At 67.0% G+C, this 12,750-nt stretch carries 10 protein-coding genes; 2 read left to right on the top strand and 8 right to left on the bottom strand.

Annotated features, from left to right (window positions below; translation table 11 throughout):
- Positions 1 to 1,269: an SAP domain-containing protein gene (locus DB32_RS34345; protein ID WP_053236886.1), complete on the top strand. Its 1,269-nt coding sequence runs from the start codon at positions 1 to 3 to the stop codon at positions 1,267 to 1,269.
- On the opposite strand, the gene DB32_RS44640 is transcribed toward DB32_RS34345, so the two are convergent.
- The 6 genes from DB32_RS44640 to DB32_RS34320 all read right to left on the bottom strand — a co-directional run bounded on the left by DB32_RS44640 (position 1,218) and on the right by DB32_RS34320 (position 7,572).
- On the bottom strand, positions 1,218 to 2,498 hold the full coding sequence (locus tag DB32_RS44640; protein WP_083458600.1) for a DNA cytosine methyltransferase: 1,281 nt from the start codon (positions 2,496 to 2,498) through the stop codon (positions 1,218 to 1,220). The genes DB32_RS34345 and DB32_RS44640 overlap by 52 nt on opposite strands.
- On the bottom strand, positions 2,408 to 2,959 hold the full coding sequence (locus DB32_RS44635) for a very short patch repair endonuclease (RefSeq protein ID WP_083458146.1): 552 nt from the start codon (positions 2,957 to 2,959) through the stop codon (positions 2,408 to 2,410). The genes DB32_RS44640 and DB32_RS44635 overlap by 91 nt, the downstream gene beginning before the upstream one ends.
- Positions 2,938 to 3,789 carry a hypothetical protein gene (locus DB32_RS34335; RefSeq protein WP_157069729.1) on the bottom strand — a complete coding sequence of 284 codons (852 nt, stop codon included), beginning with the start codon at positions 3,787 to 3,789 and terminating at the stop codon, positions 2,938 to 2,940. The genes DB32_RS44635 and DB32_RS34335 overlap by 22 nt, the downstream gene beginning before the upstream one ends.
- Positions 3,790 to 3,802: 13 nt before the next feature.
- A complete protein-coding gene (locus DB32_RS34330) occupies positions 3,803 to 5,359 on the bottom strand; it encodes a GmrSD restriction endonuclease domain-containing protein (RefSeq protein WP_053236883.1) in 1,557 nt (518 codons plus the stop codon).
- Complete coding sequence (locus DB32_RS34325; protein WP_083458144.1) at positions 5,343 to 6,320, bottom strand: phospholipase D-like domain-containing protein; 978 nt, start codon at positions 6,318 to 6,320, stop codon at positions 5,343 to 5,345. Before DB32_RS34325 ends, DB32_RS34330 begins: the two co-directional genes overlap by 17 nt.
- A gap of 109 nt (positions 6,321 to 6,429) precedes the next feature.
- Entirely contained in the window at positions 6,430 to 7,572 is a 1,143-nt protein-coding gene (locus DB32_RS34320) for an epoxide hydrolase family protein (RefSeq protein ID WP_053236881.1), read from the bottom strand.
- A 77-nt stretch (positions 7,573 to 7,649) separates the two neighbouring features.
- Here DB32_RS34320 and DB32_RS34315 point away from each other — a divergent pair, with 77 nt between their 5' ends.
- Positions 7,650 to 8,600 (top strand): helix-turn-helix transcriptional regulator, encoded by a 951-nt coding sequence (locus tag DB32_RS34315; RefSeq protein WP_053236880.1) that lies wholly within the window; start codon positions 7,650 to 7,652, stop codon positions 8,598 to 8,600.
- Between the two features lie 35 nt (positions 8,601 to 8,635).
- Here DB32_RS34315 and DB32_RS34310 read toward each other — a convergent pair whose 3' ends face one another.
- Together DB32_RS34310 and DB32_RS34305 are read right to left on the bottom strand one after the other, a co-directional pair.
- Positions 8,636 to 9,484: a hypothetical protein gene (locus tag DB32_RS34310; RefSeq protein WP_157069728.1), complete on the bottom strand. Its 849-nt coding sequence runs from the start codon at positions 9,482 to 9,484 to the stop codon at positions 8,636 to 8,638.
- Between the two features lie 14 nt (positions 9,485 to 9,498).
- Positions 9,499 to 12,543 carry a TonB-dependent receptor gene (locus DB32_RS34305; protein ID WP_053236878.1) on the bottom strand — a complete coding sequence of 1,015 codons (3,045 nt, stop codon included), beginning with the start codon at positions 12,541 to 12,543 and terminating at the stop codon, positions 9,499 to 9,501.
- Positions 12,544 to 12,750 lie beyond the last annotated feature (207 nt).

Here is a 12,750-nt window from a genome sequence, read left to right as displayed (position 1 = left end):
GTGAAACTCGCGGACCTGCTGGCGGGCATGCAGCCCGAGGAGATCGAGCGACTCGCCCACGAGCATGCCCGCACCGACGATCACTTGAGCGGCCCGCAGCTGCTGGAAGCGATCGGTGGCGTGTTGCGGAGCTACCGCTTCTTGCACGACTTTCTCTTCAATCGGCAGCCTCCCGCCTTCTCGATTCTCATCCTTCTGCTCGACGCACCGGACTACTCGCTTCCTACCGCGGGCTTTCGCGAGAGCGTGCTCGCTGAGACGAAACGGATCTGCGACGCTCTCGATGCGTCGGCGATACTCGCTCGCGACGACCAGCTGCGCGTCTATCGCCGCGTTCTGTACCAGGCGCGCAGCAACGACATGCAGATCGATGCCTCCGAGGCTGCGATTCTCTCCGTCTTGCGGCAAGAGCTTGGAATCGCTCAGGTCGAGCACTTTCTCATCGAACACTGTCGGGAGCTTCGCGAGTTCTGGGGTCAGGAGGGCGGATTTGCACGCGCTCTGCACGCGCTCCGCTCCGCCGGTCTTGTCTTCGTTCACGATGGCCGAACCGTCATCGCCGATGATGTCGCACCGGTGGTGAGACAGGTGTTGGGGGTCGACATGGCGAGGACCCAGGCTCGCCGGCTGTTCGGCTATCTAACTTCGGCGGAGCTCCACGAGGCACTGCAGCTCGTCCAGGCTGCCACGAGCGGTACGAAGGATGAGAAAGTCGAACGTCTGATCGCGCATCTGGCGCAGCCCCGGCTTCTGTTGCGCAGTCGTGCTTTCGGCGTCGATCGGCTGCGCGAGATCTGCCGGCAGATGGGCGCAAACACTTCGGGCGCAAAGGAGGAACTCGTCAGTAGGATCATCGCGCACGTAGCGGCGGATCGGGATGTGCGCGGAGAAGCGGAGCCGCCTCCGGCGCCTCCTATTCGAGAGCAGCGCCGTCTCCCGGAAGAGCGCTTCGGACTCTTGTTCGCACAACTGCGTGGTCACGAACTCGCCGCGATCTCCGGCGAGTTCGACCTGAGGCGTTGGGGCACGAAAGACTCGCAGGTCCGCACGCTATGGGAGTCGCATCGCGCCGAGGAGTCGCTCCTCCAGGCGCTCGGGAGCGATGACATCGAGGCGCTTCTGAAACGGCTCAAGTTGCGCAGCTCCGGCTCGAAGAAGGAGCGCATCCTGCGTGCGATCGACCACTTCGCGCAGTCGGATGAAGCGAGTCTTCGGTCCTACTCGGCAGCTTCGGCGAGCGACTTGGAAGGCGTTCCGTCGGAAGGTTGAATCGCAAGTTCCACGCCTGCGACAAGCGAACCGAGATAGCGCACGATTGCGTAGCCGAGCTTGGGCGGCACTGCATTCCCGATGCAGTGCGCCAGTGCCGCTCGGGTCGCCGCTCGTCCAAACGTGAAAGAGTCCGGAAAAAACTGAACCCGAGCCGCCTCGTGGGGAGTCAGCGTACGCAGCCGGGTTGGGTGAAGATATCTCCCCTGGCCCGGAGACCCGAAGCCAGTGGTGATCGTCTGCGCGGGCTGGTCGTACCGCATGCGTCCGTACATCGACTTGTATCGATGGTCGGGTTTGCCTCGGTGACACGTTGGACGCTTTGAGTTCGGCAGATCATAGCGATCGTGCTTGTGCAACCAGCGCACGCGAGCGAGATTCTCATCGGAGAGGCGGGCGGCCATGTCGAACGGCTGCTCCGGATCGACGGACTCCAGGTCTGCGATCGCCCAGTGCAGCGAGCGTTCGGGGCGGCGATGCGTCGCCACGAGATGGTCGACCGACGGCACGTGTGTTCGCGTCGCAAGAAGCAGGTGCCGGAAACGGCGCTGCGGCACGCCGATCTGAGACATCGCGACGACTCCGTCAGCAACGCTGTAACCGAGGCCAACGAGGCGCTCGAGCGCGCACTTCACGACATCTCCACGGTCACGCCGTACGGACGGCACGTTCTCGATGACGATCATGTGCGGTTCGAGAACCTCCGCTGCGCGAACCATTCGAGAATACAGTGCGTTCTTGGGATCCCGGCGGCGTGTATGGTTGTTAAGATTGGAGTGCCCCTGACACGGGGGGCCCCCGACCAGCAGCTCAATCGGCCCGAGCGACTTCGCGAGCATCCGCTCCCCGTCGGACAGGCGGGACCCGAGCGCAGACGGGAACAACTCGACCACATCCCCTTGCGGATGCACGTTCGCCGTCGGGAAGTTATCCCGGTACACCGCACGCACCGCCTTGTCGATCTCGGCTGCGAGCGCGATTTCCCCGACCCGTCCGATTGCCTTTGCACCCTCGACGGCACCTGCCGTCATTCCGCCGCATCCCGCGAAGAGATCGACGATGCGCAGGGGTGGGGAGTGACTGCGTTCCGGACGCGCCGGCGTACGCTGGCCGAGCAGGTACAGGAGGTCGTCGCCGCCTATCTCTGCGGCTGCGTCGAGCCCTTGCTCAGGTCCAGCTGGCGCAGTAGTCGCGGCAGCACTGCCTCGAGATCGTTCTCCAGTTCGCATTGCCAGACCGTCGCAACCTTGTACCCCAGCTCCCGCAGCGCGCGCACCTTCCGAGCATCCCGCTGCCGGTTCGCTTCGAGCTTGGCCACCCAGAACGCCGTGTTCGTCTTGGGCACGGTTGCCAGCTTGCAGTCGCGGTGTCCATGCCAGAAGCAGCCGTGGACGAAGACCGCCCACCGCCGCGACTTGTTCGCCACGTCGGGCCGTCCCGGGAGGTCGCGGGGGCAGATCCGGTAATGGACGCCGGCGCGACGGAGCAACTGACGGAGCATTCGCTCGGGCACGGTGTCCCGCTGGCGGACAGCTCGCATCCGCTGCTTCGTCCTCCATGCGTCCGAGGTGTCAGTCACGCCTGAGGACGTAGCATGTAGGAGTTGGGCCGCGGCGTGGGTCGATGGGCTGAGCAGCGGAACGTGGGCTGTCCGCCATGGCCATTTCGTCAGACACCCAAAGGACCGCATTGAAAGCGCGACTGATCATGCTGTGCGATGAGTCGGATACTTCTGTCCGCTGCAGACACGTTGACGCCATTCTGGCCGTTCTTCGTAGGGCGATCCCAGCTCTCGACCAATGCCACGAGGGCGGCATCGTCATCCTCGTCTCCCACCGAGAGCTTGAAGACTTGTTTCGTTCGGAATCGTCCCGTTCCGACATTTGCATAGCCGATAGTAACGTGAAGCTCCGGCCTTGCGGTGCTGGGCTTGAGGACCAGCCCCGAATGGACCGCGCGAAGACGAGTGGCGGTGACTTGACACTTGATCACGAGCTCCTGAGATGCGTCCCGCCCGCCCAACATGCCGTACTGGACCGAACCCGCGCCAAGACTCTCAATGCCCGCTTGAATGCTCCAGTCACACACCACGTTCAATGCCGGGGATTCTGCGAGACTGGCAACAGCGGCTCTGATTTCAAGCGGCGCTCGTACTTCCACGGCACCATCATCACCCGTCGAAGCGGGCCCGGGGTTGATCGACATGTACTCCCCGGGCTGCAGCATCACGATCGGTTTGTCTTCGAAATGGCGAGCTCGCCGCATCTCCGCAAGCTGCGCTCGGACATCGTCATTCTGCTTCCACAGTGTGACCAACACGGTCGCAAAACCCAGCGCCGAGAACAACGAGTTCAGCGCGCCGTACATGTCGCCGAACTGCCCTCGCGTCTCAGGTGAGTTCGCCTGAGTGCCGACAGCCCACGGGGTCACCAGCCAGGCCACCACGACCACGGCGTAGATCGATACTGCTGCGAGCCAAAAGTTGCGTCGGGAAGGGGGGGTGTTGAGTTCTTCTGCCATGACAGCCCTTTGTTCAGCCCCGTTGCATCTTCGCTTCTGCTTGCTGAGCGAGCAGTTTCGCGCGCTCTTTGAGCAGTTGAGAAGCGGAGTCCAGGCGCAAAGCTCGCCACGAGATCATCTGCGACTCAGCGATCGTCGAGCCGCGGGAGCCCGCTGCGAGCAGATCTTCACGCGCACCGTAGTCACGGCGACGTCGCGGCCCATTCCGCGTTGCGACCATATAGTTCGCAACCACGTCGAGTTGAGGCTCGGAGTCGACGGGGAAGATCCGTGTAGGCTCTGTCGTCGCTCCCGTCGGTGACTGGTGCACAGGAATGCCTTCCTGTGTAAGAGCGCCGTCGGTCGTCAGCATGCAACATATGCCACGCGTCAGCATCTCGTTGCGACGTCGGGAGTCCAGCATGACGTCAGGTGTGACCTCTACGCCGCCAACACTGCGCGGTTCAAGCGTAACCAGCGCCCTAGCATCGACGACGACCTGAGTATTTGCGCCCTGAGCGTAGGACTGTCGAAAGACAGACCGCCACCACCAGCGCTCAATCGCGGCGGAATCCGATGCAAGCGGGTCGCTGATGGTTGCAGTCGCTAGCGGCAGCACCATCGCGCGCGACGGGAGCAAACCAGCGCTGATAGCTCCGAACCGCTGTGAGGCGATCCGAAGGGCGTCTGCATACGCTTGAACGCATCGCGACCAGCGGGCCCGCACGATCTTTGGGCTCAGTCGCAGAACGTCCGACTGGCGGACACCTGGTCTGCCGTCCCCCAAGAGTCCATCGGCGAGTACAATCAGCTTCAGGATCTCAAGAGGATCGACAGAAAAGCGATCCAGGAGCGGATACTCGTCAGTAGCGTCGCTCCATTCCTTGCGGAGGTTGAGGCCCTCCGAGTACACCGAAGCGGTCATGAGATCGAACGTGTCAAGTCGTTCGGTGGTGCGATTCAGCGTTTCGAAGATTTTTGCGAGTGCCGCCAGTTCGATTCCGGGGGACAGATAGATGCAGGGCATTCGGTAGACGTGACGACGGAGCCCCGCGAAGTCGCGGTCCCGTGCGCGCCGGACCTGGGACTGAAAAGGTTCCGCGACATGCTTCAACCAGTCGTAGAACGAATCGTCGTCATACATGACCGAGAACGGCAGAATCAGCGCAGTCGCGAGAGCCTTCGTGTTCGGATACTGAGCGTCAAAAGAACTGCGTTTCGTAAATCGGAAGGCTTCGTCGGGTTCCTCTCCTACGAGCTTCTGTACATCGAGGAAATACACCTCTTCGGCGACGGGGCGGAGGGCGTGATAGAGGGCAGTGATCCGCTGCTGGCCGTCCAGCACCAGTATCCTTGGGCGTTTTGCGGGCGGCGGGGCGCCGTCAATCGGTCGCGTCGCGAATTGCCCGCCGTGTCCTTCAAGCAACAGAAAAGTGCCGGTGGGCCAGCGTCGCGCGATGCTCCGAAGCAGTTCAAGGACATTGCTCGGCGACCAAATGAACTCGCGCTGAAACTCGGGGAGAGCGAGTTGGCCGGCGTCCACGCCGGTGAGAAGCTCATCGATCGGGGTCTCTCTAGAATGGAAATCCATCGCGGTTCCTATTGCAGCAGATTGGAGCACGTCGGCGCGACCGTAACACGCCGCGCCGGCACGCGAATGCTGCGGACGGGGCGCGACGACGAGCTAGCGCGAACTCGGGGTCTTCCCAGTACTGCTCGAAGGTCGCGCGGAACTTGTCGAGGATGGGGCCGTTGTCGACCTGCGAGAGCCGCACGTTCCACTCGAGCCCGTCGAGCATCGCGGCGGCCGAGAGATTCGAGCTGCCGATGCACGCGGTCGAGAAGCCGGAGTCGCGGTGAAAGAGCCACGCCTTGGCGTGCAGGCGGGTGCGCGTGGTGTCGTACGAGACCTTGAGCTGCACGCCCAGCGCGGCGAGCTCGTCGAGCGCGCGGCGATCGGTCGCGCTCATGTACGCGGTCGTCAGCACGCGCACCGAGCCGGGGCGGCGCTGGAGGTGAGCGCGCAGCGCGTCCTCGACGAGGCGGTAGCCGCTCCACTTGAGGAACGAGCAGAGCAGGTCGACGCGATCCGCCGACGCGAGCTCGCGCTTCACCTCGGGCCCCAGCGAGACGTCGTGGCGGCCGTTGACGAGGAGGTCGCTGGTGGCGAGCGGGATCTCGGGGCGCGCCGGCGAGGCGGGGCGGCCGAGCGCGGTGGCCGCGGGGTCGCGCACCGCGAGGAGGCGCGCGCCGGGCGGGACGATGTGATCGTCGGCGCTGGCGCCCGAGCCCGGCACGTCTTCGAGCACCGCGAGCACTCGGTTCGTCAGCTCGAGCTGGCGCTCGAGCGCGTCGTCGCGCGAGGTGGAGAACGCCGCGAGCGCGTGGACGAGCCGCCCGTGGATCAACCGCGCGAGGGTGCGTGGGGAGTCGGCTGGGTCGAGCGGCTCGGTCTCGTGGAGGTCCGGCGGCAGCGAGGATAGCGAGCCCTGCAGCGCGGCCGTGACGGGCGCGTCGTAGACGCCGGGGACGAGTGGGCGCCGAGCTGTCACTCGAGGACAGACCGTAGCGAATCACGAACCGCGTGTACAGAGACGCTGGGCTCGTCCGCTGTCGCTGTTCGCGCCCGCCCTCCGCGATTCGATCCGCTCCGCGCGTCCGTCAGGTCCTTCCCGCGAGGAACGCGCGCAGCTCGCGCACCAGCGCGTCGGGCTGCTCCATCGCCGCGAAGTGCCCGCCGCGCTCGAGCACCGTGAAGTGCACGACGTGGTTCATCTCCTCGGCGACGCGCCGCACCGTGAGGAACCCGTCGCGCGGGAACACCGCGACACCCATCGGCACCTCGCAGCGCGCAGGCTCGCCCCACGCCGCCGAGGCCTCCGCATACACCTGCGACGACGATCCCGCGGTGTTCGTCAGCCAGTAGATCGTCGCGTTCGTCAGCATCTGATCGCGATCGACCGCTTCCTCGGGACGCGCCTCGCAGTCCGTCCACTTCTTGAAGATGTCGACGATCCACGCGAGCTGCCCGACGGGCGAGTCGGCGAGCGCGTACGCGAGCGTCTGCGGCGTCTGCGACTGCACGTACATATAGGCCGAGAGCTCGTTGTCGTAGCGCGTGCGCGCTTCGAGGCTGCGCGCCTCGTGCTCGTCCTGGGGCTCGATGTCGGGCCCGCCGAACGAGAAGATCTGCAGCACGTGCACCGCCGACACGTGCGCCGCGTCGTGCACGCCCATCTCGCGCGCGATCATCGCGCCGGTGTCGCCGCCGTGGATCGCGTAGCGCTCGTAGCCGAGGCGCCGCATCAGCACGATCATCGCGTGCGCCATCCGCGTGACGCTCCATCCCGCCTCGCGCGTCGGTCCCGAGAAGCCGAAGCCCGGCAGCGAGGGCACGATGACGTGGAACGCCGGCGAGCCTTCCGTGAGCGGGCGAATCAGCTGCGTCAGCTCCGCGATCGAGCCCGGCCAGCCGTGCAGCAGGAGCAGCGGCGTCGCGCTCGGCGCGGGCGATCGCACGTGGAGGAAGTGCACGCGCTCGCCGTCGATGCGCGTGACGAACTGCGGGAACGCGTTGAGCGCGGCCTCGTGCGCGCGCCAGTCGTAGGTCGTGCGCCAGTGCTCCACGAGCTCGCGCAGATAGTCCCCCGGCACGCCGCGCGACCAGCCCATGCCGGGCAGCTCCGAAGGCCACCGTGTGCGCGCGAGGCGCGCCCGCAGATCCGCGAGGTCCTCGTCGGGGATCGCGATCCGGAAGGGTCGGATCTGCTCGTCTACGATCGGGCTCGGTTCGCTCTTGGTCATCGCATCGTCTCCTTGGATCGCTCGTGAGGAACCTAGTCGGCATTGCGGACAGGGTGTGTCCGCGATAGTCGAGCGCGATGAAGACGAGCGCGCGCCTGCTCCGCCTCCTCACGCTCCTGCAGTCGCGTCGCGACTGGTCGGGCGCCGACCTCTCGGAGCGGCTCGCGGTCGAGGTCCGCACGCTGCGCCGCGACGTCGAGCGGCTGCGCGAGCTCGGCTACGAGATCAGCGCGTCGTCGGGCGTCGGCGGCGGCTATCGCCTCGGCGCGGGCACGACGCTCCCGCCGCTTCGTCTCGACGACGACGAAGCGGTGACGATCGAGGTCGCGCTCGGCACCGTCGCGGCGAGCATCCCGCACCTGCAGGACACCGCGCTCTCGGTGCTCGTGAAGCTCGATCAGCTCCTGCCCGCGCGCCTGCGTCGCCGCGCGCGCGCGCTGCACTCGATGACGATCGCGATGACCGGCGGACCGAAGGTCGATCCCGCGCTCCTCGCGACCATCGCCACCGCGTGCCGCGACAGCGAGCAGCTGCTCTTCACCTACGAGGACAGCCGCGGGCACACGAAGGCGCGCACCGTCGAGCCGCTCCGTCTCGCGCACACCGGACGCGTCTGGTACCTCGTCGCGTGGGATGTCGATCGCGAGGGCTGGCGCACGTTCCGCGTCGACCGCATCGCGCAGCGAGGCCTGCGCGTCGGACCGCGCTTCGTGCCGCGCGAGCCGCCCGAGGACGTCGCGACCTACGTCTCGCGATCGATCGCCGCGGCGCCGTATCGCAGCCAGGTGCGCCTGATCTTGCGCGGCAGCGCGGCGGAGATGGCGAAGGTCGTTCCTTCGTGGGTCGGCGTGATCGAGCCGCTCGACGACGAGCGCTGTGTCTTCACGACGGGCGGCGACACCGTCGAGGCGATGGTCGCGCAGATCGTGCTCGCGGGCGTCGACTTCGAGCTCCTCGAGCCGCGCGATCTCGCGCCGCGCATTCGCGAGATCGGCCAGCGGTTGGTGCGCGGAGCGCGCGTGCGTTGATCGGCTCCGACACGCGCGCTCCTTTGCTCATCCGCTCACTCCGCGGGCGGCGGCGCTTCGACGGGCGGTGCCTCCGGCGCGCTCTCGACCTCGGGCGGCGCGACCGTCTCGGCCGGCGCGACCGTCTCGGCCGGCAGCTCCACCGGCGCGATCGGCTCCTCGACGATCGCGGGCGCCTCCTCGATCGGCGTGACGGCCGGCTCCATCGCGATCGGCTCCTCGACGACCTCGGGGGGCGCGACCACGAGGCTCTCGCGTGCTCGATCCGCGAATCCGATCTCGATGCCGCCCGTCAGCGTGAGCACCTGGTCATCGCCGAAGCGCTCGAATTGAGCGCCCGACTGGATGAAGTGCGTGAATCGCAGGCTCGGACCGATCGTGACGGGGCCCGCGTCGAAGCCGTATCCCGCCGAGATCCAGTACGCGCCCACGAGCTGCTCGTCGGCGACTGCGATCGACGGCGCGAGCTCGACGTAGAGGCCCGTCGCGCGCCGCAGCGGATCGGCCACCGCCGAGGGGAACGGGCGCAGTCGCACCACCGCGCTGAGCATCACGTAGTCGAGCACGCCCGGGTGCTCGGCCTCCGCGTGGATGCGCTGGCCTTCGGCCAGGAACCCCGCGCGGAGCCGCGCGCCGAGGGCCACACCGTCGGCGAGCGAGCGATAGACGCCCACGCCGAGACTGCCGCCCGGATAGAACAGCCGGCTCATCGGCGCGTTCACCACGCCCTCGATCCCGATGTCCACCGTGCCCATCCACGGCTCGTCATCGATCGTCACCGGAGGCCTCGGCGCCTCCCCCGACTCTTGGGCGCGCGCGACGCTCCCACTCGCGCCGACGCACAGCAGCACACCGAGCACATCCATCATTCGACGAAGTCGCATGGTCTCTCTCCGCCTCAGAAGGTCAGTCGGGCGCTGAGCTGGACGCGCAGCGGCTCTTGGCGCAGTCGCGCCTGTCCGAAGGTGGGATTGACGCTCGAGACCTCGACGTCGTCGATCGACGCGCCCGGCGTGCGGTTCGGCTGGGCGACACCCGTCGTGTATTCCTGATCGAGCTCGGTCGCCTCCTGGAAATTGAAGAGGTTGAACACGGTCGCGCTCAGGTTGAGCGCCATGCCCTGCGTCAGCGGGATGTCGTAGCCGACCGACATGTCGACCTGATGGGTGAACGGAGTCCGTCCCGCCGCGCCGCGCGGCAGGATGAACACCTCACGACGCCCGTAGAGCTCGTGGCGCCCGAGGTAGCTCAGCGGCGTGCCGCTGCGCCCGATGTACTGGAGCCCGACGGTGAGCCCGCTCAGCTCCGGCATCAGACCGCCGAGCTCGTATCCACCGCTGACGCGGATGACGTGCGTGCGGTCGTTGGGGAGCGGCCCCATGCGGTTGTAGACGAGGCTCGGCAGATCGTACTGGCTGCTGATGTTCGGATCCGCCTGGCCGTTGTCGGCCGCGAACAGACCGGTGTAGTTGCCCTCGGCGCGCGACAGCGTGTACGAGGCGCGCATCATCCAGTGATCGGAGAAGTCCTTTCGCAGCGTGAAGCTGACGCCGTAATAGCGCCGAACCGGCGAGCTGAAGACCGTGCTCGTCGGGTCGTAGCTGCCGTCCGGGCCTGCGCACGCGGCGGAGAGCGGCTCGCGGTACTCCTCGGGAACATCGCAGTCGTTCACGCCGGGGTTCGCGATGAAGTAGTGCTGTCCGTCATCGGGCGAGATGTCCTCGATCGCGCGCTCGAGGTTGCGATACGTGGCCTGCGCGCCGACGACGAGGTGCGGAATCAGCTCGTACTCCGCGCCGAGGATGATCTCCGAGTGGTACTGGCCCTGGAGCTGATTGACGGTCGCGGCGTTCGCGCCGCCGAGCACGTGCGGCTCGCCGACGGGCTGCCCGTCCGCGCCGATGTCGTAGAGCGCGGTGCCTTCGGCGGAGAACGCGCGCTGGTTGATGTCGAGCGGGACGGACTCGTAGAACCAACCGTACGACGCGAAGATGCGGCTGCGGCCGACGCCCGTCGGATCGACGGTCACGCCGAGCCGGGGCGCGATCTCGTCGGGGATCGTGATCCCGGGGCGCCCCTCCGAGTCCATGATCATCTCGTAGTCCCAGCGCAGACCGCCGCTGACCGTGAGGTGCTCGTCGACCTCCCAGACGTCCTGGAGGAACGCGGAGAGCGTCACCGTGCTCGCGACCGCGCTGAACGGCGCATTGCCGTCGACGCCGTACAGATGAGGCCCGCCTTCGTCCTGTCGCGCGTAGTACTGACGCTGCCAATTGGCGCCGCCCTCCGCGTCGAACGGATCGGCAGCGAAGTGCTGCTCGAAAGAGCCGCCCGAATAGCCGCGCGTCGACGCATAACGCTTGTACTCGACGTCGACGCCGTAGCGGATCTGGTGGCCTGCGAGCAGGTGCGTGAGCCGGAGGCCCGCGGTGTAGCGATCGGTCGTCTCGTCGAACCAGCTGCCGGTGCCGCCGAAGATGTAGTCGCGCACGGGGCAGTCGACGAACGGAGTGGACGGATCGTCGGGGCACGCGCCCGGCTCGTAGTCGTCGAGCGAGACCTCGAATCCGACGTTCTGAAACGTCGCGGAGTCGACGCGCGGACGGATCACGTCGCGCTCGGTGTGCATCCCCGCGAACGCCTCGACCTGAAGGCTGCGATCGAGGAAATGACCCTGGTAGTTGAGCACGAGGTTGTGCGTGCCGACCTCGCGCTCACCGAGGTAGTAGTCCGCGGAGCCACTGACACCGTTCGCGCTGCGCGACTCCCCGACGGCGCGCCGCACCCCCGAGATGCTCCCCGGATTTCCGATGTACGAGAGCGAGAGCGTGCTCTCCGCGTCGAGCGCGAACGTCAGGCGCCCCACGACGTTGTACGTGATCACCTCGCGACCGAGCGTGCGCCGGCCGACCTCGCGGAACCGCTGATCCGCCGGATTGCCCGGCGCGATGTCCGGCAGTCCGTCCGGCGTCTCCGCGGTCACGTTGCCCTGCTCGTCCTGCGTGACCTCGTCGATGCGCGCCTGCGCGATGCGGTGCACGTCGGTGAAGGTCATCTGCGGGTTGAAGCCGACGAAGAACCAGAGGCGATCGCGGATGATCGGACCGCCCAGGCTCCCGCCGAAGTCCATGTCCATCAGCAGGCTGTCCTGCCTCAGGATGGACTCGCCCGCGCGATAGACACCCAGGCGATCCGCTTGGAGGAACCCCGGCCTGAAATTGCCGAACACGCTGCCGTGGAAGTCGTTGCCTCCGCGGCGCAGCGACAGATTGAAGATACCGCCCGTCGAGCGACCGAACTCGGGCATATACCCGCCGATCTTGAGCTCGATCGCTTCGAAGAAGTCGGGCGGCAGCGCGACCGGCTCGTTCCCGAACCCGACGCCCGTCACGTTGAGCCCGTCGATGATGTACGCGTTCTCGAGGCCGGTGGCGCCCAGCACCGAGATGCCTCGCGCGGAGCCGCGCGGCTCGACCGTCGTGCCCGGCGCGACCTGCTCGATCGCGTCGCTGAAGCGGCGCGGCTGAGGCGCGATGCGCAGCAGATCGTCGTCGAGGCTCGCGCTCGTCTGCGCGGAGCCGCGGCTGATCGTCGGCGCCTCGCTCTGCACGACGATCTCCTCGGCCTCGATGCTCGTCGGCACGAGCCCGAGCCGCACGGGCGTCGTCTGTCCGAGCCGGACCTCGACGTCGGGCACGCTCGCGGGGCGATAGCCGTCTCCCTCGAATCGCAGCACGTACGCGCCGGGCGGCAGGAGCGTGAACGTGAACGTGCCGTCCGACTCCGTCACTGCGATCTGCTCGCCCTGCAGGCTCGGGCTGACCGCATAGACGACGACGTCGGCCACCGCGGCCTCGTCGCCGGCGCGCAGCACGCGGCCGCGGATGCTGCCTCCCGTGCGCTGGGCGAGCGCTGGACCGGGGTCGAGCGCGTGGGCGGCCACGTACGACGATGCGACGAGCGCACAGAGCAGGAGTTGCTCCGTGCGTCGACTCGAGGATTCACTGTTCACGATTGGCTCCGGGGTGAAGGCACGTCGAGGGCGTGAGTCGGCGGCGACGCGCCCCCGAGCGGACTTCCGGGCACACGCCTCCTTCGACCCGAGCCCCGAGTGCGGGAATCGAGCTGGACGGGATCTCTCTCGGATCGC

This window comes from Sandaracinus amylolyticus (genome assembly GCF_000737325.1).
Classification (GTDB): Bacteria; Myxococcota_A; Polyangia; order Polyangiales; family Sandaracinaceae; genus Sandaracinus; species Sandaracinus amylolyticus.
This window is presented reverse-complemented; position numbering and strand designations above follow the sequence as displayed.

What these genes read in the sequence shown, in the direction of transcription:
- DB32_RS34330 (WP_053236883.1), bottom strand. Translation starts at nt 5,359, where the DNA reads ATGGATTTCCATTCTAGAGAGACCCCGATCGATGAGCTTCTCACCGGC.
- DB32_RS34310 (WP_157069728.1), bottom strand. Translation starts at nt 9,484, where the DNA reads ATGCGACTTCGTCGAATGATGGATGTGCTCGGTGTGCTGCTGTGCGTC.
- DB32_RS34320 (WP_053236881.1), bottom strand. Translation starts at nt 7,572, where the DNA reads ATGACCAAGAGCGAACCGAGCCCGATCGTAGACGAGCAGATCCGACCC.
- DB32_RS34315 (WP_053236880.1), top strand. Translation starts at nt 7,650, where the DNA reads ATGAAGACGAGCGCGCGCCTGCTCCGCCTCCTCACGCTCCTGCAGTCG.
- DB32_RS44640 (WP_083458600.1), bottom strand. Translation starts at nt 2,498, where the DNA reads ATGCGAACTGGAGAACGATCTCGAGGCAGTGCTGCCGCGACTACTGCG.
- DB32_RS44635 (WP_083458146.1), bottom strand. Translation starts at nt 2,959, where the DNA reads ATGCGGTCCTTTGGGTGTCTGACGAAATGGCCATGGCGGACAGCCCAC.
- DB32_RS34335 (WP_157069729.1), bottom strand. Translation starts at nt 3,789, where the DNA reads ATGGCAGAAGAACTCAACACCCCCCCTTCCCGACGCAACTTTTGGCTC.